General features: G+C 57.1%; 25 protein-coding genes, 2 tRNA genes and 2 pseudogenes. 25 read left to right on the top strand and 4 right to left on the bottom strand.

Annotated features, from left to right (window positions below):
- Positions 1-98 precede the first annotated feature (98 nt).
- Positions 99-1763 carry an OFA family MFS transporter gene (locus ACYZTM_RS16990; RefSeq protein ID WP_461983599.1) on the bottom strand — a complete coding sequence of 555 codons (1665 nt, stop codon included), beginning with the start codon at positions 1761-1763 and terminating at the stop codon, positions 99-101.
- 223 nt (positions 1764-1986) lie between these two features.
- On the opposite strand from ACYZTM_RS16990, the gene ACYZTM_RS16985 reads away from it, so the two are divergent.
- The 6 genes from ACYZTM_RS16985 (at position 1987) to ACYZTM_RS16960 (ending at position 7001) form a co-directional block, all read left to right on the top strand.
- Positions 1987-2391 carry an acetyl-CoA sensor PanZ family protein gene (locus tag ACYZTM_RS16985; protein WP_131061271.1) on the top strand — a complete coding sequence of 135 codons (405 nt, stop codon included), beginning with the start codon at positions 1987-1989 and terminating at the stop codon, positions 2389-2391.
- Positions 2392-2469: 78 nt separating this feature from the next.
- Complete coding sequence (locus ACYZTM_RS16980) at positions 2470-4701, top strand: AsmA family protein (protein ID WP_461983597.1); 2232 nt, start codon at positions 2470-2472, stop codon at positions 4699-4701.
- A complete protein-coding gene (gene mutY, locus ACYZTM_RS16975) occupies positions 4698-5765 on the top strand; it encodes an A/G-specific adenine glycosylase (protein WP_461983595.1) in 1068 nt (355 codons plus the stop codon). Before ACYZTM_RS16980 ends, mutY begins: the two co-directional genes overlap by 4 nt.
- A complete protein-coding gene (locus tag ACYZTM_RS16970) occupies positions 5762-6034 on the top strand; it encodes an oxidative damage protection protein (protein ID WP_008149405.1) in 273 nt (90 codons plus the stop codon). Before mutY ends, ACYZTM_RS16970 begins: the two co-directional genes overlap by 4 nt.
- A gap of 103 nt (positions 6035-6137) precedes the next feature.
- A tRNA-Phe gene (locus ACYZTM_RS16965) sits at positions 6138-6213 on the top strand.
- A 326-nt stretch (positions 6214-6539) separates the two neighbouring features.
- Positions 6540-7001 carry a DUF4234 domain-containing protein gene (locus ACYZTM_RS16960; RefSeq protein WP_131061274.1) on the top strand — a complete coding sequence of 154 codons (462 nt, stop codon included), beginning with the start codon at positions 6540-6542 and terminating at the stop codon, positions 6999-7001.
- Between the two features lie 37 nt (positions 7002-7038).
- Here the strand turns inward: ACYZTM_RS16960 and ACYZTM_RS16955 are convergent, their stop codons facing one another.
- Positions 7039-7488 (bottom strand): carboxypeptidase regulatory-like domain-containing protein, encoded by a 450-nt coding sequence (locus ACYZTM_RS16955; RefSeq protein WP_461983592.1) that lies wholly within the window; start codon positions 7486-7488, stop codon positions 7039-7041.
- Between the two features lie 262 nt (positions 7489-7750).
- Between ACYZTM_RS16955 and ACYZTM_RS16950 the strand changes: the two are divergent.
- From ACYZTM_RS16950 to ACYZTM_RS16935, 4 genes and pseudogenes are all read left to right on the top strand, one after another.
- Positions 7751-8810, top strand: a pseudogene (locus ACYZTM_RS16950) (PDDEXK nuclease domain-containing protein).
- Between the two features lie 69 nt (positions 8811-8879).
- Positions 8880-9854, top strand: a complete 975-nt coding sequence (locus ACYZTM_RS16945; RefSeq protein WP_461983590.1) for an alpha/beta hydrolase family protein — start codon at positions 8880-8882, stop codon at positions 9852-9854.
- Positions 9855-9892: 38 nt separating this feature from the next.
- Entirely contained in the window at positions 9893-10309 is a 417-nt protein-coding gene (locus tag ACYZTM_RS16940) for a hypothetical protein (protein WP_131061277.1), read from the top strand.
- A gap of 6 nt (positions 10310-10315) precedes the next feature.
- Positions 10316-10768, top strand: coding sequence for a hypothetical protein (locus ACYZTM_RS16935; RefSeq protein WP_131061278.1), 453 nt, complete (start codon positions 10316-10318; stop codon positions 10766-10768).
- A 78-nt stretch (positions 10769-10846) separates the two neighbouring features.
- On the opposite strand, the gene ACYZTM_RS16930 is transcribed toward ACYZTM_RS16935, so the two are convergent.
- Positions 10847-11173 (bottom strand): hypothetical protein, encoded by a 327-nt coding sequence (locus ACYZTM_RS16930; protein WP_131061279.1) that lies wholly within the window; start codon positions 11171-11173, stop codon positions 10847-10849.
- Between the two features lie 362 nt (positions 11174-11535).
- Positions 11536-12927, bottom strand: coding sequence for a GABA permease (gene gabP, locus ACYZTM_RS16925; RefSeq protein WP_461983587.1), 1392 nt, complete (start codon positions 12925-12927; stop codon positions 11536-11538).
- Positions 12928-13479: 552 nt separating this feature from the next.
- Here gabP and ACYZTM_RS16920 point away from each other — a divergent pair.
- The 15 genes and pseudogenes from ACYZTM_RS16920 (at position 13480) to ACYZTM_RS16850 (ending at position 26420) form a co-directional block, all read left to right on the top strand.
- Positions 13480-14253, top strand: a complete 774-nt coding sequence (locus ACYZTM_RS16920; protein WP_461983585.1) for an ABC transporter ATP-binding protein — start codon at positions 13480-13482, stop codon at positions 14251-14253.
- Positions 14254-14266: 13 nt separating this feature from the next.
- Entirely contained in the window at positions 14267-15013 is a 747-nt protein-coding gene (locus ACYZTM_RS16915; protein WP_131061281.1) for an ABC transporter substrate-binding protein, read from the top strand.
- A gap of 78 nt (positions 15014-15091) precedes the next feature.
- Complete coding sequence (locus ACYZTM_RS16910; protein ID WP_010464638.1) at positions 15092-15787, top strand: ABC transporter permease; 696 nt, start codon at positions 15092-15094, stop codon at positions 15785-15787.
- The gene (locus tag ACYZTM_RS16905) at positions 15784-16473 is read left to right on the top strand and encodes an ABC transporter permease (protein WP_131061282.1); all 690 of its coding nucleotides are present in this window, start codon (positions 15784-15786) and stop codon (positions 16471-16473) included. The genes ACYZTM_RS16910 and ACYZTM_RS16905 overlap by 4 nt, the downstream gene beginning before the upstream one ends.
- A complete protein-coding gene (locus tag ACYZTM_RS16900) occupies positions 16454-17683 on the top strand; it encodes a methyltransferase (RefSeq protein ID WP_461983582.1) in 1230 nt (409 codons plus the stop codon). The genes ACYZTM_RS16905 and ACYZTM_RS16900 overlap by 20 nt, the downstream gene beginning before the upstream one ends.
- Before the next feature lie 343 nt (positions 17684-18026).
- Positions 18027-18851: an FkbM family methyltransferase gene (locus ACYZTM_RS16895; protein WP_461983580.1), complete on the top strand. Its 825-nt coding sequence runs from the start codon at positions 18027-18029 to the stop codon at positions 18849-18851.
- Positions 18852-18929: 78 nt separating this feature from the next.
- Positions 18930-19005 (top strand) — tRNA-Thr (locus ACYZTM_RS16890).
- Between the two features lie 171 nt (positions 19006-19176).
- Positions 19177-19416, top strand: a pseudogene (locus ACYZTM_RS16885) (Arm DNA-binding domain-containing protein); the annotation flags it as partial.
- A gap of 886 nt (positions 19417-20302) precedes the next feature.
- A complete protein-coding gene (locus ACYZTM_RS16880) occupies positions 20303-21226 on the top strand; it encodes a LysR family transcriptional regulator (RefSeq protein ID WP_131061285.1) in 924 nt (307 codons plus the stop codon).
- Between the two features lie 279 nt (positions 21227-21505).
- A complete protein-coding gene (locus ACYZTM_RS16875) occupies positions 21506-22531 on the top strand; it encodes a beta/alpha barrel domain-containing protein (protein ID WP_131061286.1) in 1026 nt (341 codons plus the stop codon).
- Positions 22528-23718, top strand: coding sequence for an isocitrate/isopropylmalate dehydrogenase family protein (locus tag ACYZTM_RS16870; protein ID WP_131061287.1), 1191 nt, complete (start codon positions 22528-22530; stop codon positions 23716-23718). Before ACYZTM_RS16875 ends, ACYZTM_RS16870 begins: the two co-directional genes overlap by 4 nt.
- Positions 23702-24415: an RraA family protein gene (locus tag ACYZTM_RS16865; RefSeq protein WP_131061288.1), complete on the top strand. Its 714-nt coding sequence runs from the start codon at positions 23702-23704 to the stop codon at positions 24413-24415. The genes ACYZTM_RS16870 and ACYZTM_RS16865 overlap by 17 nt, the downstream gene beginning before the upstream one ends.
- Positions 24412-24975: a flavin reductase family protein gene (locus ACYZTM_RS16860; RefSeq protein ID WP_461983576.1), complete on the top strand. Its 564-nt coding sequence runs from the start codon at positions 24412-24414 to the stop codon at positions 24973-24975. Before ACYZTM_RS16865 ends, ACYZTM_RS16860 begins: the two co-directional genes overlap by 4 nt.
- A 32-nt stretch (positions 24976-25007) precedes the next feature.
- Positions 25008-25376 (top strand): antibiotic biosynthesis monooxygenase, encoded by a 369-nt coding sequence (locus ACYZTM_RS16855; protein WP_131061290.1) that lies wholly within the window; start codon positions 25008-25010, stop codon positions 25374-25376.
- 72 nt (positions 25377-25448) lie between these two features.
- Complete coding sequence (locus tag ACYZTM_RS16850) at positions 25449-26420, top strand: NAD(P)H-dependent flavin oxidoreductase (RefSeq protein ID WP_131061317.1); 972 nt, start codon at positions 25449-25451, stop codon at positions 26418-26420.
- Positions 26421-26485: the final 65 nt, after the last annotated feature.

Genomic DNA, 26485 nt, shown 5'->3' with positions numbered 1-26485 from the left:
GCGGGCTTGCTCGCGAAAGCGGAGTGTCAGGCAACATTGATGTCGACTGACACTCCGCTTTCGCGAGCAAGCCCGCTCCCACAGGGTGTTGCGCTTACTTAGTGGAAGAGGACTGCAGTTTTCTGCAGCGTCACCCAAACACCCCACGCCAACGGAATGCCCACCACCAGCCACGCGGCAATCGCCAGCGGCTTGGTGCCTGCATCCGCTTTCCACTCCAGCACGGTGCTGGCATCAGCACCCTTGTCGTGGCCCAGCGCCTGTTCGGCGGCCAGTTCAGCGTCGGTCATGAAGTACTTGTCGGCCACCGGTCGAACCATGAGGTTGCACAGGAAGCCCAGCACCAGCAGGCCCGCGAGGATGTACAGGGTGATGTCGTAAGCCGCGGCGCGTTCAACGCCGATGCTCAGCTGATATTCACGCAGGTAGTTCACCAACACCGGCCCCAACACACCCGCCGCCGCCCACGCCGTCAGCAGACGACCGTGGATCGCGCCGACCATTTGCGTACCGAACAGGTCCGCCAGGTAAGCCGGCACCGTCGCAAAACCACCGCCGTACATCGACAGGATGATGCAGAAGGCCGCCACGAACAGCGCAACGTTGCCCAAGTGACCGAGGTTTGGAATCAACGCGTACAGAGCAAAGCCCAGGGCGAAGAACACGAAGTAGGTGTTTTTGCGACCCAGGTAGTCGGAGAACGACGCCCAGAAGAACCGGCCACCAATGTTGAACAGACTCAGCAAACCGGTGAAACCGGCCGCAATTGCCGCGATCGAAGCCAGTTGCCCGGCGTCCAGTTGACCGAATGGCAAGTCAACACCGATCAATTTACCGCCAAACACTTCCTGCAACAGCGGCGAGGCCATGCCCAGGATGCCGATACCGGCCGACACGTTCAGGCACAGCACCAGCCACACCAGACGGAATTGCGGAGTTTTCCACGCCACATTCACGTGAACGTGACGGTGAGTGATCATCGCGTTCGACGCTTTCTTCGCCGGAGCGGTCCAGCCTTCAAGCTTCCAGCCGGTTGGCGGCACGCGGTAGGACAGTGCGCCACCGATCATGAACACGAAGTAGATCGCGGCCATCACCAGGAAGCTCTGCCATACGCCGACGCTGTCTGCCGAAGCGAAATGCCCCATCAAGGCTGCGGCCAGCGGAGCACCGACCATCGCGCCACCACCGAAACCCATGATCGCCATGCCGGTCGCCATGCCGCGCTTGTCCGGGAACCACTTGATCAAGGTCGACACCGGCGAGATGTAACCCAACCCCAGGCCGATACCACCAATGACCCCGGAGCCGATCCACATCAGCCAGATCTGGTGGGTATAGACCCCCAGCGCTGAAATCAGCAGACCACCACACCAGCACAGCGCCGATACGACGCCAGCCTTGCGCGGCCCGGCGTGTTCCAGCCAGCCGCCCCAGATCGCTGCCGAGCAACCGAGGAAGATGAAGAACAGGGTGTAGATCCAGCCGAGCATAGAGATCGGCCAGTCACATTGCGACGAGAACACTTGCGAGATGAAGCTCATGTCCGGCGCGCAAGCCACTGCCTTGGTCACGCCCAAGGCTTTGGACAGCGGCAACCAGAACACCGAGAAGCCGTAGGCCATGCCGATGCAAAGGTGGATGGCCAAAGCGGCCGGTGGTACCAGCCAACGGTTGAAACCGGGCTTGGCGATGATGCGTTCCTTTGACAGGAACGCGGGCTGATCGGCTTTAAGGCCGTCCGCCGTGATGCTCGTGGTCATTGTGTATCCCCCAATTATTAGTATGGTTCGCCAGCCACTCTTCGACCCCAGCCTTATGCGCACGCATGACTGTCTTTTTCAGGTGAAGCTCCATTTTGGTGCGACATCACGTCGCAGAAGGACGGACGAACTGGCAGAGGTTACCATCTGTACGTGACAGAAAAACCAAAGTGATATCACCTTTATGTAAGTCGTCCGTTCTCGTACCACTGAAGGAACCGCCATGCCGATCATTGTCGAGCTGCTGCACGAAGCCACTTACCAGGATCAGCAAGACCTGCAAAAAATTTACCGCGACGCCCCGGACTGGCTGTTCGCCCCGTATTCAGGGGATGTACAGCTGATTGAAGGCTGCCTGGGCGATGGCACTATGATCGCCGGACGCTTCAATGATCGGCTGCTTGGGGCGGCTCGCTTGCAGCGCCAGTCTGATATTTGGCACTTGTCCCAAATATGCGTACGAAAAATTACCCGTCGTCGTGGCGTTGCCGAGCGCCTGGTGAACGAAGCGCAGAAAATGGCGTCGCAGTCGGGCGCGACATTGCGCTTGCTGGCGCCTGCCGGGCATCTCCAAGCACAGGCCCTGGCCGCCAAGCTGAAAGTGCCGCTGGATGTACTGCCGGCGTGATCGCTGACCGGTCGTCCGCTTCGGAGCGCTATACTCCCCGGCTAAATTTCGAATTCGACTAACTACAAGGACTCGCCCATGAAAGCGTTCGGCAAAATCCTGGGTCTGGTACTTCTCGGGCTGTTGCTGATCATTGTGGCGCTGGGCTTTGCCCTGACCCACCTCTTTGATCCCAACGACTATAAAAACGAGATTCGCCAGATTGCCCGCGACAAGGCCCACATCGAGCTGACGCTCAATGGCGATATCGGCTGGAGCCTGTTCCCGTGGCTGGGCCTGGAATTGCACGATGCCAGTGTCGCGACCCTGGCCAAGCCCACCGAGCCGTTCGCCGACTTGCAGATGCTCGGCCTGTCAGTGCGCGTGCTGCCGCTGCTGCGCCGCGAAGTGCAGATGAGTGATGTGCGCGTCGAAGGCCTGAACCTGCGCCTGAACCGCGACAAGGATGGCCACGGCAACTGGGAAGACATTGGCAAAGTCCCGGCGCCAGCCACCCCGGCCACCCCTCCAGCCACTCCTGGCGAACCTGCACCCGCGCCGGAAACCACCGCTCAGGTGGAAAAACCGGCCCAGCCGATTCGCCTGGACATCGACAGCCTGACCGTCAACAACGCCCGCGTTGAATACAGCGACGAGAAGACCGGCAAGCAGTTCAGCGCCGAAAGCATCCAGCTGAGCACCGGCCCGGTCCACGATTCGACCAACATTCCGGTCAAACTCACTGCGTTCCTCGGCACCAACCAACCGGTCCTGCGGGTGCGCACCGAGCTGAATGGCGAGTTGCGTTTTGAACGCGCATTGCAGCGCTACAAATTCGAAGACATGAAACTCTCCGGTGAAGTCGCCGGCGATCCGCTGCAAGGCAAAACCATGACCTTCGCCGCCCAAGGCCAGTTGCTGCTGGATAAAGCCGCGAACGTCGCCGAATGGACCGGCATCAAGATCTCCGCCAACCAACTGCGCGCACTGGGCGAACTGAAGGTCAACGACCTCGACAAGACGCCGCAAATCAGCGGCGGTATTTCGATTGCTCAGTTTGACCTGGCGAAATTCGTCGACAGCATCGGCCAGAAACTCCCGGCCATGGCGGAAGGCAGCCTGAGCAAAGTCGAGCTGGTCAGCCGTCTAGCGGGCACGCCGACCAGCGTGTCGTTCGACAACATCAACCTGAAAGTCGATGACAGCAGCTTCAGCGGCCGCATCGCCGTCGAGGACTTCGCCAAGCAATCGCTGCGCGCGACCCTCAAGGCTGACACCTTCAACGCCGATCGTTATCTGCCACCAAAATCCGCCGAGGCCAATAGCGCGACACAAGTGCGTCAGGCCGAAGTCGCCAGCACCGAAGCCGATGCCATGGCGGGCGCCGGCAGTACACCGCTGCCGAACGCACCGACCAAAACCGCGTGGAGCACTGAACGCCTGTTGCCGGTAGAACGCCTGAGCAAACTCGACGTGGACGCGGACCTGACCTTCGGCCTGCTGACCCTCGACAAACTGCCGATCCAGAACGCAGCACTCAAGGCCAACGGCCAGGGCGGCCTGCTGACCCTCCAGAACCTGCGCGGCGACCTCTACGGCGGCAACTTCGAAGCCAAGGGCATCCTGGACGTGCGCCAGGAAGTGCCGGCGCTGAGCATGCAGACGAGCATCACCAAAGTGCCTGTGGAAAAAATCCTCGAAAGCCAAGGGAAGAATCCACCGGTCAAAGGTCTGGTGACACTCAACAGTGCGCTGGCCGGGAGCGGCAATAGCCAACAAGCACTGATCGACACCCTCAACGGCAACGCCAGTATCGTCATCAACAACGGCGTGCTGCTAAATGCCAATCTCGAGCAACAGCTGTGCAAAGGCATCGCCACCCTGAACCGCAAATCCCTTAGCGGCGAGCCACGGGGCAAGGACACGCCATTCCAGGAGCTCAAGGGCAACCTGACCTTCCGTAACGGCGTGGCCAGCAACCCGGACCTGAAAGTGCGCATCCCTGGCATGACCGTCAACGGTGACGGCGACGTCGACTTGCGGGTGCTGGGCATGGATTACCGCGTGGGCGTGATCGTCGAAGGCGACAAGAGCGACATGCCGGACCCGGCCTGCCAGGTAGGCGAGAAGTTCATCGGCATCGAGTGGCCGCTGCGCTGCCGTGGCCCGCTGGAACTGGGCGCCAAGGCTTGCCGCCTCGATAACGAACGCATGGGCCAGGTCGCCACCAAACTGGCGGGCGAAAAAATCAGTGAAAAAATCGACGAGAAGCTTGGCGACAAGGTCAGCCCTGAACTGAAAAACGCGCTGAAGGGGCTGTTCAAGCGATGAGAGCCGAGCAGTTTTCATCGGCGGTGCTGGACTGGTACGACCGCCACGGCCGCCACGATTTGCCTTGGCAACAAGGCATCACGCCGTATCGGGTGTGGGTCTCGGAAATCATGTTGCAGCAAACCCAGGTCAGCACCGTGCTGAATTACTTCGACCGCTTTATGGCCTCGCTACCGACGGTCGAAGCCCTGGCCGCTGCGCCGGAAGACGAAGTGCTGCACCTGTGGACCGGCCTCGGTTACTACACCCGCGCGCGCAATCTGCAGAAGACCGCGAAGATTGTCGTGGCCGAGTACGGCGGCGAGTTTCCGCGGGATGTCGAGAAGCTTGTCGACTTACCGGGCATCGGCCTGTCCACGGCCGGCGCCATCGCCAGCCTGAGCATGGGCCTGCGGGCGCCGATCCTCGACGGCAACGTCAAACGGGTCCTGGCGCGCTTTACTGCGCAAGAGGGTTATCCGGGGGAGCCGAAAGTCGCCAAACAGCTGTGGGCGAACGCTGAGCGCTTTACGCCCCATGATCGGGTCAACGCCTACACCCAGGCGATGATGGATCTGGGCGCCACACTTTGTACCCGCAGCAAACCGAGCTGCCTGCTGTGTCCGCTGGAAAAGGGCTGCGAAGCCCACATGCTCGGCCTGGAAACCCGCTACCCGATCCCAAAGCCGCGCAAAGCCGTGCCACAGAAGCGCACGTTGATGCCGATGCTCGCCAACGGCGAAGGCGCGATTCTGCTTTACCGCCGCCCTTCCACGGGCTTGTGGGGCGGTCTCTGGAGCCTGCCGGAACTCGACGACCTCGACGACCTGCAACACCTGGCCACGCAGCACTCCCTGGAACTGGGCACGCAACAAGCGCTGCCGAGCTTGGTGCACACCTTCAGCCATTTTCAGTTGTCCATCGAACCCTGGCTGGTTCAGGTCCAGGAGGCCGGCCATCACGTGGCCGAGGCCGACTGGCTCTGGTATAACCTCGCCACCCCGCCGCGCCTGGGCCTTGCCGCCCCGGTCAAAACCTTGCTCGAACGCGCGGCCGCCGTATTGAACGCAGGAGAGTTGTCATGACCCGCACCATCATGTGCCGCAAGTACAAAGAAGAATTGCCCGCCCTGGAGCGCGCTCCATTCCCGGGCGCAAAAGGTCAGGACATTTTTGACCACGTCTCGGCCAAGGCCTGGGCCGACTGGCAAAAACACCAGACCCTGCTGATCAACGAAAAACGCCTGAACATGATGAACGCCGAAGACCGCAAATACCTTCAGGGCGAGATGGACAAGTTCTTTTCCGGCGAGGAATACGCCAAGGCTGACGGCTACGTTCCGCCAGCTGAATAATCCTGCTTTCTCGGGGGTCGGATCGTAAGCGACGGTAATAATTAAATATTTTTTGAAGACTTGCTTGACGACCCCCTGAAAAACCCGTTTAATGCGCCCCGTTGCCCAGATAGCTCAGTCGGTAGAGCAGGGGATTGAAAATCCCCGTGTCGGCGGTTCGATTCCGTCTCTGGGCACCAAATACCGAAAACCCTGAATCGCAAGATTCAGGGTTTTTTTATGCCTGGGATTTGATAACGACAGCCCACCGCAGCGCAGATGCCGAAAAACAATCACGCTTTACTACTCGGGCACGATGATGGCACCGTGCTATGATTTTGCGCGTGCATGGAATAAAGCCAACATTGATCCCGATGCTCCCGCATCCGAATCAGTCGATACAGGATAGAGACAGCGCAAGGAGTGCGTGCTTTTTACCCCTCCCCGCAAAACACTGCCCTCCCCCTGCTCGACGACAGCTTTCCAGGCACGCCCCCTTCTCGAAAGCCCTGAACATGGAACAGTTATGTCCGACATCAATGAACTGAAAGACAAGATCAACACCAAAACCTTGAACATGGTCCTGCTGTCGATTGCGACCGCCGGCATCTACTTGCTGTTGTGGTTGTACAAGAGCAACCAGAAGATCAACGAAACGACGAAAATCAAAGTGGTCGACGACACTTACGTTGTTTGGATCGCCGTCTGCCTTGGCTGGAGCGGCATGTTGTCGAACCTGGGCGACGTGTTGTTCGACTCACTTTCCGGCATTCTGCTGATCGCATTGAACGCGCTGTACGTCGTATGGGCCTTCAAGGCAAAAAATGCGCTGTCGGAATACGCCCTCAACGAGCACAAAATCGACCTGCGCATGAACGGGTTCTATACCTTCTTCCTGAACATTTTCTACGTAAATTACTGCATCAACGACTTGCCTGAAGAGCAGCGCAAACAACTGATCCTGCGCGGCCAGACGACGCAAGCCTGATCAACTGGCGAGGGGCAGTCTCGACAGACTGCCACTGTCACTCATCACCCTTCCAGTTGAACACCAGATTACGCACGCCAGCGCTGCCGACATCTGTCGTGTCGCGCTTTTCCTCACCATTACGAGTGGCGACCACGGTGTACTTGCCAGCCGGTAACTGGACATACACCAGAGGCCCGGCCTGACTGAGTGTCAGCACTGATCGACCTTGAACACTCTGAATCACCAATTCAACATCCGGTACATATTTGCCCTCCGGCCCAATGGAAAAGGTCATGTGCAGGTTGTAGCCGGCCGTTTGCTGAATGGCCTTCGCCTCATCCTCGCCAATACCGCCGGACAAGTAGGAAATCCCGTTCTGTTCCTGCCGCTGAATCTGCACGCCTGAACTGTCGACGGGCTCGAGGCTGGCGGCAACTGACATTGCAGAAAACATCAGCACACCGACGGTGGCGATGGGCATCATTAGGAAATGGATGGACTTCATGATGACGACTCCTGGGCTCCACAGCGCCCTCCTGGTCCTTCACTTTTGATTTCCCGGGCGACGGCCAAGTTTTAGATTGATTCGGTCTTGAGCTCACCGCGAAATGGACTACGCCTTGTATTCTCCTGTCTGTGCTGCCGTCGGCATGCTCCTGCAAAACGAATCCGGCATTTCCTTCTGGCTTCCCAGACGCGCCCTGCATCTTCGCCCTGCCCTCTCTTGTCATTCTCTTTCGCCTGTTCCTCCAGCCGCGGAAGACTTCATGAGCATTGTCAAAACCGAAAACACTCAAGACCCACAACTCGCCTCTCTCGTAGGCAACCTTGGCGAACTGATTCGTCAGGCGCGCCAGAAGGTGCTGCGAGCGGTCGATACCGTTCAGGTGCAAACGTGCTGGCAGATTGGACGGCACATTGTCGAGTTTGAGCAGGAGGGGGCACGACGGGCGGCATATGGGAAGCAATTGCTCGCAACGCTGGCGATGGTGCTGACATCGGAGTTTGGGAAGGGGTTCGATGAAACCAACTTACGGAAAATGCGACTGTTTTATCAGGCGTTTCCAATTCGAGACGCACTGCGTCTCGAATTGAGCTGGACCCACTATCGCAGGTTGCTACGAGTCGACAGTGACATGGCACGCAAGTGGTACATGGACGAAGCTGCCAACCAAAACTGGTCAAGCCGCGCTCTGGAACGCCAGATCAGCACTCTCTACTACGAACGCCTGCTTATGAGTCAGGACAAATCTGCCGTCATGACGGAAGCCATTACGAATATCCAGGCGATGAACGACAATCCCAGAGAGTTCGTCAGAGATCCCGTGATGCTGGAGTTTCTTGGTTTGCCCGATACCGGGGTGATACTGGAGACCGAGCTTGAACAAGCACTCATCGAGCAACATCAGGGCTTCCTGCTTGAGCTGGGAAAGGGTTTTGCCTTTATCGCTCGACAACAGCGAATAAGCACCGAAGGGCAGAGACTTCTATATTGATCTGGTGTTCTACAACTACTTGCTGAATTGCTTTGTCATCTTCGACCTGAAGCGCGGCGAATTAACCCATCAGGATGTCGGACAGATGGACATGTATGTACGCATGTACGACGACCTTAAGCGCAAAGACACAGACGGTCCGACCGTTGGCATCATTCTTTGCGCTCAAAAAAACGAGTCAGTGGTGCGTTACTCAGTATTACAGGGGAACGAACAACTGTTCGCCAGCAAATACAAACTAGTGCTGCCAAGCGAAGACGAACTTCGCGCTGAACTGGACCGGGAACGGGCGGCAATAGAAGAGCGCCTGCTCGATCAAATCCGCCTATAAACACAGATGGATTGTCCACTGGCCGCACGAAGACTATCGTCGGCAACTACCCGAAAAGGCCAAACGTCGATGAATCTGCAGGACATGCCTTCACTGGCACCGACTCAAATCGAATTGTCGCTGACCACCGACACTGCTGGCGAACCGTTCAAGGAGCCCGCCGCAGACGGCTTCATCCTCGGCGGCTTCACTTGGAAGCACGCCTCTCAGGACAGCGCGCGCCCGGTGGTTATCATCAACGCGGCCACCTCGGTTCGTTGCCGGCACTATTCGCGCTTCGCCGACTACCTGTTCGCCAACGATTTCGATGTCATCACCTATGACTACCGCGGCATCGGCGAGTCGCGCCCGACGTCGCTGAAAGGGTTGGAGGCTTCATGGTCCGATTGGGGCGCGCTGGACTTCGAGGCGATGCTGAACCGCGCTCAGCGCGAATTCCCCGGCCAACCCATCGACGTAGTCGGCCATAGCTTTGGAGGCTGTGCAGCGGGCCTGGGAGCGTCGGGGCATTTGATTCGGCACTTGGTGACGGTCGGCGCGCAATTCGCTTACTGGCGCGACTATGCGCCCGCCCATCGCTGGCGGATGTTTGGCAAATGGCATGTGGTGATGCCGTTGATGACCCTGCTGTACGGCTACTTCCCCGGGAAACGTCTCGGCTGGCTGGAGGACACGCCCGCCGGTGTGGTTCGCGACTGGAGCACGCCCACTGCGCGCTACGAAACACGGCCCAGCGGTCGCCTCATGCACGCAAAAAACGGTCAGCTTCCCTTTTCCTCAGTCACCGCAAAAACCCTGGCCATCAGCATCAGCGATGATCCTTACGGTACGATCGCGGCCATTGAACGCCTGCTTGGCTACTTCACCGGCAGCACAAACACCCATCTGCGAATCGCCCCCGAAGACATCGGCGAAGAAGAAGTCGGACATTTCGCCTTTTTTCGTAGCGCATACCAAGCCACACTATGGCCCATTGCATTGTCCTGGTTGCAGACCGGCGAACTGGCCCCCGATACACCCGGGTGGCGAGTGCCACGCAACTGATCGACCCGCCCCTCTCATCGAATTACGGAACGACACCCATGGCATCCGCCAACAAGCAGAACAAACGCGCCACCCGCGCGAAAGCCAAGGCCAAGCAGAACCGCACCCAGCGGGCCGCCGCGCCGGTCGAGCTGGACCCGAACGACGATCGCATCGATTTTGAATCGGTTGACCTCACCGACCTGTTCAAAGAAATGATCGATGCCGAAAAAATCAGCCAACAAGCCATGTGTGCAGCTTTCCTCGAACACCCGCTGCTCGCGCTGGTGCTGGTGCAAGAAGGCGAAGAAACAGCTACAGACTTCATCATTGGCGCGCTGATCGAATATCGCCAATGGTCCACCGAAGTCGACGAAGCCGGCGCCTTGGCCTGGATCGAGTCCCCAGCCTTCCAGGTTGATTACGTGGCGGCTTCCGAAGCCATCGCAGCCCAAAACCAACAGAAACCGAACTGAGTTCCCATGGCATCCCTGAACAAGCAGCAAAAACGCGCCAAACGCGCCAAGATCAAAGCCAAGCAAATCAACATTCACGGCCGAAAACCCGCCGCGCTGGACGATGACTTGGGCGAAATCGGCGAGCCGATCCCTGAGTACACCCTGGCGATGTTCAGCAAAATGCGCGACGCGGAAGCCACCAGCCGTAACGACATGCTGCTGACCCTGCTGTCGAACCTCGCCGAAATCATCAGCGACCATCCAGAACTGCTGGACATGGAAAACGCCGACAACGAAGCCATGGCCGCTACTCACCTGGCCGCCGACATGCTGATCGACTACCGCATGTGGGCCGACGGCATGGACCGCGATGCCGCACAGGCCTGGCTGACCGATCCGCAGTTCATCACTGATTTTGGCGATGCGCTGGATAGCTATCGTCAGTCGCTGGATGCGCAGGAAGAAAAGGGCGAATAACCACTCGCCCTCGAATGCAAAAACGGCCGCTTGTCATCACTGACAGCGGCCGTTTTTTGCAAGCCTGAAAAACAACAATCAGGCAGCAGCACCTTCCAGACGCGGAATTTCAAAGCCGATCTTGGCGCTGGCATAGCTCAGTTCGCCTTTGGCGATGGATTGAGCCTTGTAACCGGCAGCGATCAGGTCCTGCACGTACAGCTTGTTGTAGATGAACATGAAGACCAGGTTGCTGAGGCTGAACGTGAAGCAGGCCACGACGAACATGATCGCAGCCCACTTGAAATCACCACGGAACAATGCCGGGAAAAAGCCAAAGAAAAACACGGTCCACGAGAAGCCGATCGGCGCTTCTTTCATGGCACCGGTGTTAGGGTTTTTGAACACAACCGATGTAAACGCCATGCCTGTCTCCTTGATGCCCCAATGGGTTGGCTGAATGGCCGGGCTATCTCCATGCAGCTCTTTTAAACGGCAAGCACACGCAAACGCATCCGTGACTGACGTCAGATGAGGGAACAGGCAAGAAAGGGTCGGGGGGCTTTAGCCAGGAAGGCTGGGGGCGTCGAACAATCCATGTCCTGAAACTCCATCGCATCTCGCAACAGCGAGATACATATTCGACAAGAAGGCTACTATCTCGCCATCATCGTGTCCATCAGATAGCGGCTCGATCACTCGCCTGAATGAAAGCAAAAACGACCGCGATCATTTCTGATGGCGGTCGTTTCTGTGTTTCAACAGCGTTTGAGCTGGAGTCAGAAGACTCAGCGCGCTGCGGCTGCGATCAACTTCTCGTTGCGACGACGGCGCGCCACAAACAAGCCAGCAGCCACGACCAACAAGCTCAGCAGACCGGTCGCGAGGATTTCCACGCGATGGGCGTCCTGGAACAGCATGATGGTCAGGGCCACGACAATGAAGATGATCACCGCGTAGGTCAGGCCCGGAAACAGCCACATGCTGAAGGCGATTTTTTCACCGCGAGCCATACGCTGTTTGCGCATACGCAGTTGCGAAATTGCGATCACCAGGTACACCAGCAGCGCGATGGCGCCGGAGCTGGCCAGCAGGAAGTCGAACACCGCGGCCGGAGCCACGTAGTTGGCGAACACGGCGAGGAAGGCTGCGCCAGTGGACAACATGACGGCCCAGTACGGCGTGCCGCTTTTGTTGGTGCGCTGGGAAACGGCCGGTGCATCGCCGCGTTTGCCCAGGGAGAACATCATGCGCGATGCGGTGTACAGCGCCGAGTTCAAGCAACTGGTCACAGCAACGAGTACCACGATGTCGACGATCAGCTTGGCATTCGGGATGCCCATGCGCTCAAGCACGGTCTGGTAGGAGCCGACTGCGGCCAATACCGGGTCGTTCCATGGCACCAGGGCCACAACGATGAAGATCGACACGAGGTAGAACAAGCCAATCCGCCAGATCACCGAGTTGGTGGCCTTGGAGATTTGCTGGCCTGGGTTCTTCGATTCGGCGGCCGCGATGGTCACGATCTCGGTGCCCATGAAGGAAAACATGGTAGTCAGAATGGCGCCCAGTACCGCGCCCATGCCGTTTGGCAGGAAGCCCTGGGTGTCGAACAGATGCGAAACGCCGCTGACCTGGCTGTTCGGCAGAAAGCCGAAGATCGCCATGATGCCGAGGCCAATGAAGCCGATGATCGCGATGACTTTGACCAGGGCGAACCAGAACTCGAACTCACCGTAGTTCTTTACGCTGAACAGGTTGGTCACTGTCAGCAGCAAAGTAATGACCAGGGTGAAGGCCCAGATAGCGATGTTGGGAAACCAGGCATGCAGGATGGTCGCGGCGGCGTTGGCCTCCAGCGGGATCACCAACACCCAGAACCACCAGTACAACCAGCCGATGGTGAAACCGGCCCAGTGACCGATCGCGCGATCGGCGTATGTCGAGAAGGAACCTGTATCTGGCGACGCGACGGCCATCTCGCCAAGCATGCGCATGACCAGCACCACCAGAGCACCGGCGGCGGCGTAAGCCAGCAGAACAGCCGGACCTGCGGCGGCGATGGCGTGGCCGGAGCCGACGAACAGGCCGGCGCCGATAACCCCGGCGATCGACAACATGGTCACATGACGCGGTTTGAGCCCCTGTTCGAGGCCATTGGAGCTTGGGGTACTGCTCATTGAAACTACCTTTGTAAGGGAAAGCGATTTGCATCCATCCCGTCTGGCGTTCCTTCTCGTAAAAAGAAACCAACAGGGCGTTCCGAATTCTGCACGCAATAATTGCGCCAAAATGTTTCAGCCTCCTCAAGCACGGGGCCTGTGGCGTGACCGGACAGTCATCGCAAGTCATTGAGATTAATGGCAATTCGCCAGAGCGTTACCCTGCGACCCACTTCAGGAACGAAACAGCGCACCGGAAACACCCCCATAAATGAGCCGATGCACAATAAAAGTGCAGATCAGGAACGTTTGGCCGGTTAGCGCTTCCAACACCCCGTCAAAGCTGGCAACATCGCGCCCTTTTTTACACGACACCCGCGGGGCAGCTGGTTCAAACGGCTGTTCGGTTGATAGCAGCGCGACAGTCTGCTGCACCGATGCGACAACCTGCCACATGCCACCCGTTTACCGCCCGTAGTGCTGTTGGCTGCCGTTCGAACGCTATGCTAGCTTGGCCGCCTCGCCAGGAAGGCCGCCAACAGCAGGAGCGAAATACTATGAGGAATGCACATGGCTGAGGCCACACCCGCGCTTGAAATCCGCAACTTGCACAAACGCTACGGCCAGCTTGAGGTGCTCAAAGGCATCTCGCTGACCGCCCGCGACGGCGACGTGATCTCGATCCTGGGTTCTTCCGGTTCCGGCAAGTCCACATTCCTTCGTTGCATCAACCTGTTGGAAAACCCGCATAAGGGTCAGATCCTGGTGGCCGGCGAAGAACTCAAGCTCAAAGCCGCGAAAAACGGCGAACTGGTCGCAGCCGACGGCAAGCAGATCAATCGCCTGCGCAGCGAGATCGGTTTTGTGTTTCAAAACTTTAATCTGTGGCCGCACATGAGCGTGCTCGACAACATCATCGAGGCCCCGCGCCGGGTGCTCGGTCAAAGCAAAGCCGAAGCCATCGAAGTCGCCGAAGCCCTGCTGGCCAAGGTCGGCATCGCTGACAAACGCCACGCCTACCCCGCGCAACTCTCCGGCGGTCAGCAACAGCGCGCGGCCATCGCTCGCACGTTGGCGATGCAGCCCAAGGTGATCCTGTTCGACGAACCCACCTCCGCCCTTGACCCGGAAATGGTTCAGGAAGTACTTAATGTCATCCGAGCATTGGCCGAAGAAGGCCGCACCATGCTGCTGGTCACCCATGAGATGGGCTTCGCCCGTCAGGTTTCCAGCGAAGTGGTGTTCCTCCACCAGGGCCTGGTAGAAGAGCAAGGATCGCCACAGCAGGTGTTCGAAAACCCGCTTTCGGCGCGCTGCAAACAATTCATGTCCAGCAACCGCTAACGGAGCTACCCGCATGCAGAACTACAAAAAGGTCTTCCTGGCAGCCGCCGTCACCCTGGCCTTCAGCGCCGGTGCCATGGCCGAAACCCTGAAGATGGGCATCGAAGCGGCCTACCCGCCGTTCAACAACAAAGATGCCAGTGGCAATGTCGTCGGCTTCGACAAGGAAATCGGCGATGCCCTGTGCGCCAAGATGAAAGTCGACTGCACCGTGGTCACGTCCGACTGGGACGGTATCATCCCGGCCCTGAACGCCAAGAAATTCGACTTCCTGATCTCCTCAATGTCGATCACCGACGAGCGCAAGCAAGCGGTGGACTTCACCGACCCGTACTACTCCAACAAACTGCAATTCATCGCCAAGAAAGACGTCGACTTCAAAACCGACAAGGCTTCCCTGCAAGGCAAAGTGATCGGCGCACAACGTGCGACCCTCGCCGGCACCTGGATGGAAGACAACATGGAAGGCGTTGAAGTCAAACTCTACGACACCCAGGAAAACGCTTATCTGGACCTGACCTCCGGTCGTCTGGACGGCATCCTGGCGGACAAGTACGTCAACTACGAGTGGCTGAAAAGCGACGCCGGTCGTTCGTATGAATTCAAGGGCGACCCGGTGGAAGAAAGCGACAAGATCGGTATCGCTGTACGTAAAGGCGACACCCTGCGCGCGAAGCTGAACCTTGCCCTGAAGGAAATCGTCGAGGACGGTACTTACAAGAAGATCAACGACAAGTACTTCCCGTTCAGCATCTATTGATTCTGACTTGCCTGACTGGCGCCGTTCCCTGATGGCGCCAGTCCCTGGCATTGCCTGCTGCAAATTGAAAAGAAATCCATGACTATCGATCTCTACGGATTCGGCCCGGCGCTCGCCGCTGGCGCGCTGATGACTGTGAAACTGGCACTCTCGGCCCTGTGCCTGGGGCTGGTGCTCGGTCTGCTCGGCGCCTTGGCCAAGACTTCCCCGTACAAGCCGTTGCAATGGCTTGGCGGCACTTATTCGACGCTGGTTCGCGGCATCCCGGAATTGCTCTGGGTGCTGTTGATCTACTTCGGTACGGTCAACCTGATGCGTGCCCTGGGTGAGTTCTTCGGCAATCCCGACCTCGAACTGAATGCCTTCGCCGCCGGCGTGATCGCGCTGGGGTTGTGCTTCGGCGCCTACGCCACGGAAGTGTTTCGTGGTGCGATTCTGGCGATCCCCAAAGGTCATCGTGAAGCCGGCGTGGCGCTGGGCCTGTCGAAGTTTCGCATCTTCACCCGGTTGATCATGCCGCAGATGTGGCGCATCGCCCTGCCCGGCCTGGGCAACCTGTTCATGATCCTGATGAAGGACACGGCCTTGGTGTCGGTGATCGGCCTGGAAGAAATCATGCGACACGCGCAAATCGGCGTGACCGTGTCCAAACAGCCGTTCACCTTCTATATGGTGGCCGCGTTCATGTACCTGGGCCTGACGATTCTCGCCATGACCGGCATGTACTTCATGGAAAAACGCGCCGCTCGCGGCTTCGCGAGGAGCACGCAATGAACTGGGAAGTCATCATCAAGTGGCTGCCGAAACTGGCTCAGGGCGCAACACTGACCCTTGAGCTGGTGGCCATCGCCGTCATCGCCGGGTTGCTGCTGGCAATTCCGCTGGGCATCGCTCGCTCGTCGCGCCTCTGGTACGTGCGGGCATTCCCCTACGGCTACATCTTCTTTTTCCGTGGCACGCCGTTGCTGGTTCAGCTGTTCCTGGTCTACTACGGCCTGGCGCAGTTCGACGCGGTCCGTAACAGCGCGATGTGGCCGTACCTGCGCGATCCGTTCTGGTGTGCCACGGCGACCATGACGTTGCACACAGCGGCCTACATCGCCGAGATCCTGCGCGGCGCGATTCAGGCGATTCCGCCGGGCGAGATCGAAGCGGCGCGCGCGCTGGGCATGTCCAAGCCAAAAGCGCTGTTCTACATCATCCTGCCCCGTGCTGCGCGAATCGGCCTGCCGGCCTACAGCAACGAAGTGATCCTGATGCTCAAGGCCAGTGCCCTGGCCAGCACCGTGACCCTGCTGGAACTGACCGGCATGGCTCGCACCATCATTGCCCGGACCTACCTGCCGGTGGAGATCTTCTTCGCCGCGGGCATGTTCTACCTGCTGATGGCTTACGTGCTGGTTCGTGGCTTCAAGCTGCTGGAGCGCTGGCTGCGCGTCGATGCCTGCCAAGGACGCTGATTCCTGCGTGTTGACGGGCGACGCCTTGCTCGCCCGTTTCGCGACGCTGGATGCTTTTCTGATTGAGCATCAGGCGTTGTGGAAACCTCGTCCGTTTACTCATCTGCAGCTTCCTTGGGAAGCGTCCTACCCGGAACTGGCGATTTGGCTACGCGGACGGTCGCTAGAGGAAGCGGAAAGCAGTCATAACCAACCTGGTTTGCTGGATGCGCCGGAGCCGTTTGCTTCGTTGGCGGCGCGGTCCTTTGAGCTGAGTTCGGTGGGTGAGTTGCCCGTGCATGCGCTGGAAGCGGCAGGGCATCGTTTGAATGTCGACGTGCCCGGGCGCAAGTGGCAGCAGATTGAAGCGTTCGCCAGTTGCTTGTCGTTTGCCTCGCCGTCCAAGCATTGGCTGGATTGGTGCTCAGGCAAAGGCCACTTGGGTCGGCGTTTGCTGCAACACGGACAACAAGTGATGTGCCTGGAATACGACCCGGCGCTGGTTGCCAGCGGCCAGGCGCTCAGCCAGCGTCATCACATGCATGCGCTGTATGTCGAACAGGATGTGCTTGCGCCTGACGCAGCTTCTTTATTGAACGCCGATCACACACCCGTCGCGCTGCATGCTTGCGGTGATTTACATGTGCGGTTGATGCAGCTCGCCAGTGCGGCAGGCTGTGAACAACTGGCCATTGCACCGTGCTGCTATAACCGGACCAGCCTTCCTGCGTATCAGCCGCTTTCCTCCGACGGTATGCGATCCGACCTACAACTCTCACTCGATGATCTCTCGCTGCCAATGAGCGAAACCGTCACCGCCGGTGCTCGCGTCCGGCGTCAGCGTGACACCTCGATGGCCCGGCGTCTTGGTTTCGATTTGCTGCAACGGCAACTGCGCGGTGTTGACGACTACCTGCCAACTCCTTCCCTGCCGAGTGCCTGGCTGGACAAATCCTTCGCCGATTACTGCCATCATTTGGCCGCACTGAAAGAGTTATCCACAATAGGCCCGCAAGATTGGTCCGCACTCGAAGCCGCCAGCTGGCAGCGACTCGCCGAAGTACGCAATCTGGAGCTGCTGCGCGGCCTTTTCCGACGCCCGCTGGAGCTTTGGCTGGTACTCGATCGGGCACTTTTCCTTGCCGATCAGGGCTACAGCGTTCGCCTAGGCACCTTCTGCGAAACCCCGCTCACGCCGCGCAATTTGCTGCTCCTGGCGGAACGCCCCTAAAAACCCTCAGCCTGTGGATAACTCTGTTGATGAAATTATCGTGGATCCAATATAAGCGCCTGTTTCAGGGGTGAAAGGCTACTGTTCGATTTTCGTACACATGATAAAAAACCGAGAAAAACAGGCATTTGCGTACAAATGAGAACGGGTCCGCAAAAAAGTCATGAGCGTCACTTCCGAGTACGCCCGTTGTGCATAAGCATTCGATCAAAAGACATAACCGCCGGATCCCGGTCGCGTTCGGCGGAAAATTGCGCGTTGCGATCACCCTTGATATACAGGCAGACAAGAGCGCCGACAGTGCGCCCACGAACAAGAAATCTCCGACAGACAGGAAGCCACAGTGACGTTCATTTCTTACGCACAGAATTTCGAAGACATACGCCTGTGGCGCGCCCTCAAAACCGTTGAAAACGGCTTCTACATCGACGTCGGCGCCAACCACCCCTCACACGACTCCGTGACCAAAGCCTTCTATGACCTTGGCTGGACCGGCATCAACGTCGAACCGATGCCCAATTATTACGACGCCTTGTCCCAAGAGCGCCCCAAAGACACCAACCTGCAATGCGTGGCCGGTGAAAGCGCCGACGACCTGACCTTCTATGGCATCGCCGGCACCGGCCTCTCCACCCTCGACCCCGCCATGGCGCAAATGCACAAAGACGCCGGCATGGATGTGCGCAGCCAAACCGTCAAATCCCGCACCCTGACCTCCATCTGCGAAGAACACGCCCAGGGCCGCGAGATTCACTTTCTGAAAATCGACGTCGAAGGCCACGAAGAAACCGTCCTGCGCGCCATGGACTTCACCCAATGGCGGCCGTGGGTGATCCTCATCGAAACCCCATGGGACCGCGACCAGGCCTGGGAAACCCTCGTCACCGACGCCGGCTACCACTCCATCCTGTTCGACGGCATCAACACCTATTACCTCGCCAACGAACATTTGAACCTCAAACCCGCCTTCGACATCCCACCCTGCAACCTGGACGAGTTCCAGTTCTGCAAAGGCCACAACTTCAGCCACCCCGTCAGCGACGCCGAACACCAGCTCGCCGCCGCCCTGCAACGCGCCGAACAGGCCGAAGCGCAGTTGCGCGCGATGCAAAACAGCCGAACCTGGAAAGCCCTTCAGAAACTCAAGAAAACCCTCCTTCGCGCCTGACTTGAAGCCTGCGTAAAAATAGTCTGAATTCAGGGGTTTACAGAACCATCCCAATCGCTATAATCGTCGCCCTAACACGCCGGTATAGCTCAGTTGGTAGAGCAACTGACTTGTAATCAGTAGGTCCCGGGTTCGACTCCTGGTGCCGGCACCATACAAGGTTTCAGAGAAGGCTTTCAAAATCTCTGGAACCCCGAAAAACCCGCCTTCTGGCGGGTTTTTTCGTTTTAGCGCTCCGTCAGACTCCGGTGAATCCTGGTGGATTCCAACCGGTTTAAGGGTAGAGTTTGGGGTAAAGGTCACTTCGATAAAAGGGAGTACCCTTATGTCGCGCACCACTGCCCCACTCTCTGATTCGGCTTGCCGCTCAACCAAGCCCACCGACCGCGCCTGAAAGCTTTTCGACGGCGACGGCCTCTACCTTCTAGTCCAACCCAATGGCCACAAAGGCTGGCGGCTCCGTTACGTCGAACCTGACGGACGGGAAGGACCGACCTCGTTCGGCAGCTACCCCGTCATTGGCCTCGCCGATGCGCGCCGCAAGCGCTTGGAGATCAAGCAAATGCAGATGGAGGTTGTATCGTGCGGGGCACTTCTATAAATTTTTTGAAGCCGTACTCTTTTTTGATTAAGTCTGGATCTGAACAGAAAGTTTAAAAGCTTCTATCTTTGAATGAGAGAAATGAGTTTCGCCTAAGGTAATCCTCTGGAAAATCTCAAGTGCGGGGTTTCGGTCGCGACTCAGCCAACAGTGTATGGGGTGCACTGCAATGGGATAATCCCGCGTTCGGTGCGACTCAACACTCGCACAGTACAACGATAAAAAATCCAATAAGTAGAAAATTTTCAGCACTTAATAAACTCTTTCATTCGATTTAGCAGTGCCCCTCCTCCAATTGTAACTATAAGCAATTACTTTCAACCCATCACATCAATTCGCCTTTCCGATCGTCCACAGGAGCCTTATGAACAACTCAGTCAAGAATCGTACCTTCAATAGCAGGATCAACGAACAAGTAGAACAACATACTTGGAACATCGTATACCCTTAACTTATTCGTCTTAAGGTCAATGGCTCAAAGCCTCTCGATTCATGTTTATATTCTGATCGCGCCATTCCGGGGACCATTCAGATTACGCAGTGACATAGCCGCCTCACCAGGGGAAGCAAAGCCCACGTCACACTACGCTAGCGTGGATCTCGGTCGAATATACAACCCAAAAACATGCCGCAAGAGGCAGAATACCGGACGTTTCTGTCCTGTATGATCCGACATTCCCGGTACACATCGACCACGCGCAAAGACCTAAGATCACGACGGACTCCAGCCTGCTCATTGGATGCGAATCGATGCTTAGATATCGCTGAGCTTCATTGGATAATTACTATGGGTCGGCTGCTTTCAGCGGTCTAGGGTTTTTACCGTTGCTATTTAAATAGGGAATACTAAATGTCGCTGGCAACCAGGAATAGAACTGCTTCGAATGCTGAGCCTGCCATCTTTAGCCAGAGCGCACCCCATTTTAACTGGGAAGATCTTCGCTACTTCGTGACGTTTTCACAAGTTAGCTCCTTGAGCGGTGCGGCGCGAATTTTGGGCGTTGAGCACGCAACAGTGTCTCGACGTATCGCGTCCCTTGAGAAATCCCTGAACGTAAAATTAGTTGATCGACGGAAGCGACTCTACGAACTTACGGCCGACGGACGCAAACTCGCAGAAATCGGATCACAAATAGAAACTCAGACGGAAGCTATTGAGCGACTGGCCGCCGCCGCCGCCCAGACCCTACAAATTGCCGAAGTTACGATTAGTGCCCCACCGTCCGTGACTTCTGAAAAGCTTATACCAAACCTTGGGCGCTTCCGAGCTAAACACCCGAGCATAGTTTTGCGCCTGCTAGGGGATAATCAGTATTCGTCGCTATCAACTTGCCAAACACATTTGTGCATCCGCTTTGCGAAGCCCCGCCAGATAGGCATTGTTGCCCGGCGAATAGGTTCTGCATCATTTTCATTCTACGGTGCAAAGACCTATCTTCAGGACCGCCGTCCAGAGCAATACGAGTTTATCGGTTATGAAACCGAAGCTATGACACTTCCTCAGAACGACTGGCTCAAAAAAATTGTCGGACATCGCCCATGCGTCCTCAAGGCGAAAACGGTTGATCTGCAGGTTCGGGCAGCAGAGGCGGGTGTAGGGATTGCGCTGCTGCCCAGCTTCGCAGTAGGACATCACTCACAGCTGTGCAAGCTTGAGCTTGCGGACCCGCTGATGGTGGATGTTTGGCTAGGTGTTCACGAGGACTTCCGTGCGATCCCTTCAATCCAGGCCGCCATGGATTACGTTGAGACCTGCTTCCTCAGCCGTGACTGAAAGCAATCACCTGAAGGCGCGCAAATTTGCAGGTGAATCGGCTCCGGCATGGGAAAAAATTCACAGGTACCGGTGATTATCGCGAATTTACAAACCTGCTTGTATTGACGAGGATCAATGGAGAGCACCTTAAAAGGTGTTTCGAAAAACCGAAGCGCAATCAGATCCGCTCGGACACGCTGATGAAGGCCATCTCTTACAAAAACAACAACTAGGATTTCGTGGCCTTTCTTCAAATTGTGCACACCTCGTTACTGCCATCAAAAGCAGGAGATTATCATGGGGAAAGTAAAAGTTCTCGACGTCACGCTACGTGACGGTGGGTATCGCAATAATTTCAACTTCACGGATGAACAGGCCCTGGTAATAACATCAAGCTTGGCAGAGGCCGGCGTTGATTTGTGTGAAGTTGGTTACTGCAGAGGGTCGTTCGCGCCCAAAGCGGAGCATGGACTCACTAGCAATATAAGCGCTGAGTTTATCGAGAAAGTTCGCCATGCTGGAGGTGGTCGAATTGAGCTTGCGGTGATGGTCCACCCAAAGAACGTTGGTGATCAGGATTTCGCCATGCTAAAGGAGCAAGGCGTCTCTATGATTCGAGTCTGCTTGCGCCGAGAGCAGTTGGCTGAAGGGCTTGCCACTCTTTCACTCGCTCGCGATTACGGCTTCAGTGTCAGCGCCAATGTCACTCATGTGACGACACAGACTCTCAGCGCCGTGATTGACACTTCCGTCCGAGCCGAAGGTGCTGGAGCAGACATCATTTGTTTTGCTGACTCTAACGGGCATATGCTCCCGAGCGATGTCGAGCGATTGATCAGTCGCCTCTCTAATCGACTTGCAGTGCCATTGGGTTTCCACGCTCATAACAATCTTTCGATGGCCTTGGCCAATGCTGCCGCCGCCATCGAATCAGGTGCCGAATATATCGACACCTCCATTTGTGGAATGGGGAAAGGTGCCGGCAACTTACATCTAAGTATGCTGGTCGCTTATCTCGAACGCATCGGCACTAGCCATGGGTTTGACCTCGTCAAAATTCTAGAACTGTCAAACCTGACAGCGGCTTCGATCCCATTCAATAACATTCCAAGTCCTCTCCTGGACATCATTATGGGGGCGTACAACTTCCCGTTCGACAGTGCAAAACGTATGCAGGAAACGCTCGAGCGCTTTCAGCTAACGTCCGAGTATCGTGCCCTCGAGATCATGCATCAGCAGGATCAGGTCGCACGCCTTGCTCCGAGAGCCATCGCGAACATCTACGGCAGCGCTACCAAGATTGCACAGGAGATAGCGGGATGAGCGACTTCCACACTCGCAAGCGTATTTGTGTCCTTCCCGGTGACGGTATCGGCATTGAAGTCATGAATGCCGCACTGCCCGTCCTTCAGGCTTTGAATCTGCCCTTCGATCTAGAGTTTGGGGACATTGGTTGGGAATGCTGGAAGCGAGAAGGCAATACCGTCCCGGATGAAACCTGGAAGAAAATCAGTGATTGTGACGCCACATTGTTGGGCGCTATCACGAGCAAACCCCTTGCCGAAACGGAAGCCGAGCTGCCCCCTCACCTTCAGGGGCAAAACCGCCGTTATGTCAGCCCTGTGATCCAACTCAGGCAGAACCTGGACCTTTACGCAAACGTGCGGCCAGTCACTGACATGACAGGCGAAAACCGATTCCGCTTCGTCGTCATCCGGGAAAACACTGAGGGGCTGTACGCCGGCCTGGATTTTGGCCGGATACCTGATGCGTTCTTGCCATTACTGGAAGAACGGGAGGCATTGGGTGCGCCATGGCACCGGGATGGCCAGGAGGACGCGACGATTTCAGTGCGTTTACAGACACGCAGCGGGCTTGAGCGCATCTTCGAATACGCTTTCGAATATGCGGCTAACCAAGGATTCGAGCGGGTCACGTTCGTAGACAAACCCATGGTACTTCGTCACAGCAGTGCCTTCGCCCGACGTGTATTTGAAGGTGTAGCTCAGAGATATCCCGGCATTGAGGGTGTGATCGAAAATGTGGATGCCGTAGCGCTGTGGATGGTGCAGCGCCCAGAGCGTTTCTCCGTTGTAGTGGCCGAGAATATGTTCGGAGACATCCTCTCCGATCTCGGTGCAGGCGTTATGGGTGGTCTGGGTTTCGCACCGAGTGGGAACTTCGGAAAGCTGGGGGCATATTTCGAGCCGGTTCACGGGAGCGCCCCTGCGCATGCAGGGCTCAACAAGGCCAATCCTAGCGCGATGTTCATGGCCATCGCGCTCATGCTTGAGCATTTGGGTTATCCGCAGGAAGCCCGGTACGTCACGGCTGCGGTCAGCCGGGTCTCGCGTTCAACTGTGCGCACCTATGACATGGGTGGCTCACACACCACGGCACAGGTTGGCGAGGCAATTATCGGCGAGTGCGTTTCTATGGCCGCGCTAACCTCGACGGAACGTCCCATCTCAAATTCACACCTGGGAGCAACACATGTTGAAGCCCTTTGAGTCGACCGAAATCTCTCAAACCTTGCTGGACGAATGCGAAAGATTGGACACCGCGTCTCTGTCCGACGCTTTGGATAGCCTGGAGGTTCCTGGTGGCCTGCTGGGTATCGGCACGCAAGTGCCTGGAACTCGCTGCGTGGGCATCGCTTTTACCGTGCAGTATGAACCGGTCGGGAATTCACACGGGTTCAAAAATGCTGCTAATTACATCGATCAGGTCCCGCGCGGAGCAGTGATCGTTAGCTCCAACGCGGGGCGCCAGGACTGCACTGTCTGGGGCGATATCATGACGCATTTCGCGGTGGCGAGAGGCATCAAAGGGACGGTGATCGATGGAGTGGCCAGGGATATCGATACGGTCGTCAAGCTCGGTTATCCCCTGTTCAGTCGCGGACGGTTCATGCAGTCAGCAAAAAACCGAACACAGCTAAAAGCAGTGCAGGTCCCGATTGAGATCGGTGACGTCACTGTCAATCCAGGAGACCTGATGGTCTGCGATGGCAGCGGCTGTCTTGTTATTCCGCAGCAGATAGCTGCCGAGGTCATTCGCCGTGCGTGCGCCGTAGAGCACACCGAACGGCAGATCATCGGGGCGATAACAACCGGGTCTTCACTTGAGGACGCTCGGAAGACCTACCGCTATGACCAGCCTTGGCTGGGTGCTGCTGAAAAGGTTGAAACGGAGCTGAGCCAATGAGCCTTTCAAGTGAGTACTTAGCCAGTGCCAGCGCCTTAAGCGCGCCCCTGCAACAGCATTCCTTCACAGATAAGGGTTCGATCACTGACGCCTTCAAGAAAGCGATGCGTCGCCTGACCTCCACGGTCACCCTCATTGCGACTGAACATCAGGGCGTTCCTTTTGGAATGGCTGCAACCGCCGTAACGTCGGTATGCACCGACCCTTCGTCCATCCTTGTCTGTATCAACCACGGCGCAAGCATGTACTGGCCTCTCATTGACCATGGAAGGTTCTCGGTGAATCTGTTGCGGGTTGGCCAAGAGGATCTGGTGAAAGTCTTCGGTGGGGCAGTCAACGGCCCGGCCCGATTCGAAACTGCCGACTGGCAGCATTCCAACGGCCTGCCGTTTCTGCGAAGTGCACAAGCCTCACTTTTTTGCACCGTTGCTCAACGCATGAGCTACGGGACCCACGAAATAATCATCGGTCAAGTTGACGACGTTGTGGTGGCCGAAGCCATCACGCCATTGCTTTGGCAGGACGGAATGCCAACGGGATCAGTTCCCGTCTTCTCTTAAAACGCTCGTAACTCACTATTGGAAGATAAACCATGAAAATGGAATTGTTTGACCCTCAATCTGTTTCGGACGACACCGCGGTTTACCTCGTGAATGTGGTGCATGTCCAAGAAGGCGCGCAGGACCTCGCCGTGAAAATTCTGGAAGACACGGTCAACTACGTCGCAAGAACGTACAGCGCTTTCCAGTGGAGCCGTTTGATGAAGAGTACGGACGGTAAGACGGTCATCAACCAAGCTCAGTGGAGTGATCGCGGGCAGTTCGAATCGCTCTTCACCGACGAGGAATTTCTATCGCGTTACTCGCGCTTGAAAGAAACGGGTACTTGGGAATACCACCTGTACACCGTCGCCACCTACATCACCCCCGCCACCGCCACCGCCCTCGAAACTGTTGGCTAGCTGCAACCGCGTGCGCAGCGCTTGGCGCTGCGTACCGCCCAAGCCTATCAATATTCGATCAAGGAAGAAGTTATGGTCGCAATTCATTCAGCGTTAACAACATTCCTGGGCATCCAGCACCCACTGGTTCTCGCACCCATGGGGGGAGCGTCCGGAGGACGGTTGGCGGCAGCAGTTTCAAACGCAGGTGGCCTTGGCCTGGTGGGAGCAAGCTACGGGGACCCTGACTGGATGGCTCAGCAGTTGCCGCTCATGCAAAATTTGGACAAGCCGTGGGGCATCGGGCTTGTCATGTTCACTGTCGCGAAACGTTTCGAGTTACTGCATTTGGCGTTGGATTATGGCCCGGACGTGGTAGCCCTGTCCTTTGGCGATGTCCGTCCATTTATCGAACCCATTCATCAAGCGAACGCGAAAGTGATCGTTCAGGTGCATGACGTTGACCAGGCGCTCTACGCCCTCGACGCCGGCGCCGATGCATTGATAGTGCAGGGTGCGGAAGCAGGGGGGCATAGCTTGCGCAGATCCTCCATGCCTTTATTCCCGGCAGTCCGGGATGCTGTGGGCGAGGATGTAATCCTGATCGGAACCGGTGGGATAGCTGACGGCCGGGGAATGGCCGCGGCGATGGCGCTCGGAATGGACGGGGTCATGATGGGAACGCGGTTCTTGGCGTCCGACGAAGCGCTCCCCTCAGAACGGGTGAAAAGCAGACTGGTCCACGCCGTCGCAAGCGATACCGTCAGAACCCGCATCTTTGATGACGTGCGCGGAATATCCTGGCCCGCGGAGTACAGCGGGCGAGCAATTGCGAACCACTTTTCCGAGTCATGGGTAGGCAATGAAAAGGCGTTCTCGGCCGCAATTGATCAGTTGCGGCCTCAGTACGAACAGGCCCTGGCAGAGGATGACATCGGTACTAAGGCTATTTGGGCAGGCGAGGTGGCAGATCTAATCAAAGACGTACAGCCAGCGCACTCAATAGTCGAGGCCACTATGAAAGGCTATGCCGACGTCGTAGCAAAGCTCGGTCTCACCCTCTAACCGGATCCACTGATCACAATCGGCCCGCTTGTAAAAGTGGGCTTCGTTATTTCTGCAGGAGCAAA

The organism is Pseudomonas sp. MDT2-39-1 (assembly GCF_054898085.1).
The sequence above is the reverse complement of the archived record's forward strand: the minus strand, read 5'-3'. Positions and strand labels throughout refer to the sequence as shown.

What these genes read in the sequence shown, in the direction of transcription:
- ACYZTM_RS16970 (WP_008149405.1), top strand. Translation starts at nt 5,762, where the DNA reads ATGACCCGCACCATCATGTGCCGCAAGTACAAAGAAGAATTGCCCGCC.
- ACYZTM_RS16855 (WP_131061290.1), top strand. Translation starts at nt 25,008, where the DNA reads ATGAAAATGGAATTGTTTGACCCTCAATCTGTTTCGGACGACACCGCG.
- ACYZTM_RS16850 (WP_131061317.1), top strand. Translation starts at nt 25,449, where the DNA reads ATGGTCGCAATTCATTCAGCGTTAACAACATTCCTGGGCATCCAGCAC.
- ACYZTM_RS16900 (WP_461983582.1), top strand. Translation starts at nt 16,454, where the DNA reads ATGCCTGCCAAGGACGCTGATTCCTGCGTGTTGACGGGCGACGCCTTG.
- ACYZTM_RS16935 (WP_131061278.1), top strand. Translation starts at nt 10,316, where the DNA reads ATGGCATCCCTGAACAAGCAGCAAAAACGCGCCAAACGCGCCAAGATC.
- ACYZTM_RS16865 (WP_131061288.1), top strand. Translation starts at nt 23,702, where the DNA reads ATGTTGAAGCCCTTTGAGTCGACCGAAATCTCTCAAACCTTGCTGGAC.
- ACYZTM_RS16985 (WP_131061271.1), top strand. Translation starts at nt 1,987, where the DNA reads ATGCCGATCATTGTCGAGCTGCTGCACGAAGCCACTTACCAGGATCAG.
- ACYZTM_RS16915 (WP_131061281.1), top strand. Translation starts at nt 14,267, where the DNA reads ATGCAGAACTACAAAAAGGTCTTCCTGGCAGCCGCCGTCACCCTGGCC.
- ACYZTM_RS16920 (WP_461983585.1), top strand. Translation starts at nt 13,480, where the DNA reads ATGGCTGAGGCCACACCCGCGCTTGAAATCCGCAACTTGCACAAACGC.
- ACYZTM_RS16870 (WP_131061287.1), top strand. Translation starts at nt 22,528, where the DNA reads ATGAGCGACTTCCACACTCGCAAGCGTATTTGTGTCCTTCCCGGTGAC.
- gabP (WP_461983587.1), bottom strand. Translation starts at nt 12,927, where the DNA reads ATGAGCAGTACCCCAAGCTCCAATGGCCTCGAACAGGGGCTCAAACCG.
- ACYZTM_RS16910 (WP_010464638.1), top strand. Translation starts at nt 15,092, where the DNA reads ATGACTATCGATCTCTACGGATTCGGCCCGGCGCTCGCCGCTGGCGCG.
- ACYZTM_RS16860 (WP_461983576.1), top strand. Translation starts at nt 24,412, where the DNA reads ATGAGCCTTTCAAGTGAGTACTTAGCCAGTGCCAGCGCCTTAAGCGCG.
- ACYZTM_RS16990 (WP_461983599.1), bottom strand. Translation starts at nt 1,763, where the DNA reads ATGACCACGAGCATCACGGCGGACGGCCTTAAAGCCGATCAGCCCGCG.
- ACYZTM_RS16940 (WP_131061277.1), top strand. Translation starts at nt 9,893, where the DNA reads ATGGCATCCGCCAACAAGCAGAACAAACGCGCCACCCGCGCGAAAGCC.
- ACYZTM_RS16880 (WP_131061285.1), top strand. Translation starts at nt 20,303, where the DNA reads ATGTCGCTGGCAACCAGGAATAGAACTGCTTCGAATGCTGAGCCTGCC.
- ACYZTM_RS16930 (WP_131061279.1), bottom strand. Translation starts at nt 11,173, where the DNA reads ATGGCGTTTACATCGGTTGTGTTCAAAAACCCTAACACCGGTGCCATG.
- ACYZTM_RS16960 (WP_131061274.1), top strand. Translation starts at nt 6,540, where the DNA reads ATGTCCGACATCAATGAACTGAAAGACAAGATCAACACCAAAACCTTG.
- ACYZTM_RS16875 (WP_131061286.1), top strand. Translation starts at nt 21,506, where the DNA reads ATGGGGAAAGTAAAAGTTCTCGACGTCACGCTACGTGACGGTGGGTAT.
- ACYZTM_RS16955 (WP_461983592.1), bottom strand. Translation starts at nt 7,488, where the DNA reads ATGAAGTCCATCCATTTCCTAATGATGCCCATCGCCACCGTCGGTGTG.
- mutY (WP_461983595.1), top strand. Translation starts at nt 4,698, where the DNA reads ATGAGAGCCGAGCAGTTTTCATCGGCGGTGCTGGACTGGTACGACCGC.
- ACYZTM_RS16980 (WP_461983597.1), top strand. Translation starts at nt 2,470, where the DNA reads ATGAAAGCGTTCGGCAAAATCCTGGGTCTGGTACTTCTCGGGCTGTTG.
- ACYZTM_RS16905 (WP_131061282.1), top strand. Translation starts at nt 15,784, where the DNA reads ATGAACTGGGAAGTCATCATCAAGTGGCTGCCGAAACTGGCTCAGGGC.
- ACYZTM_RS16945 (WP_461983590.1), top strand. Translation starts at nt 8,880, where the DNA reads ATGAATCTGCAGGACATGCCTTCACTGGCACCGACTCAAATCGAATTG.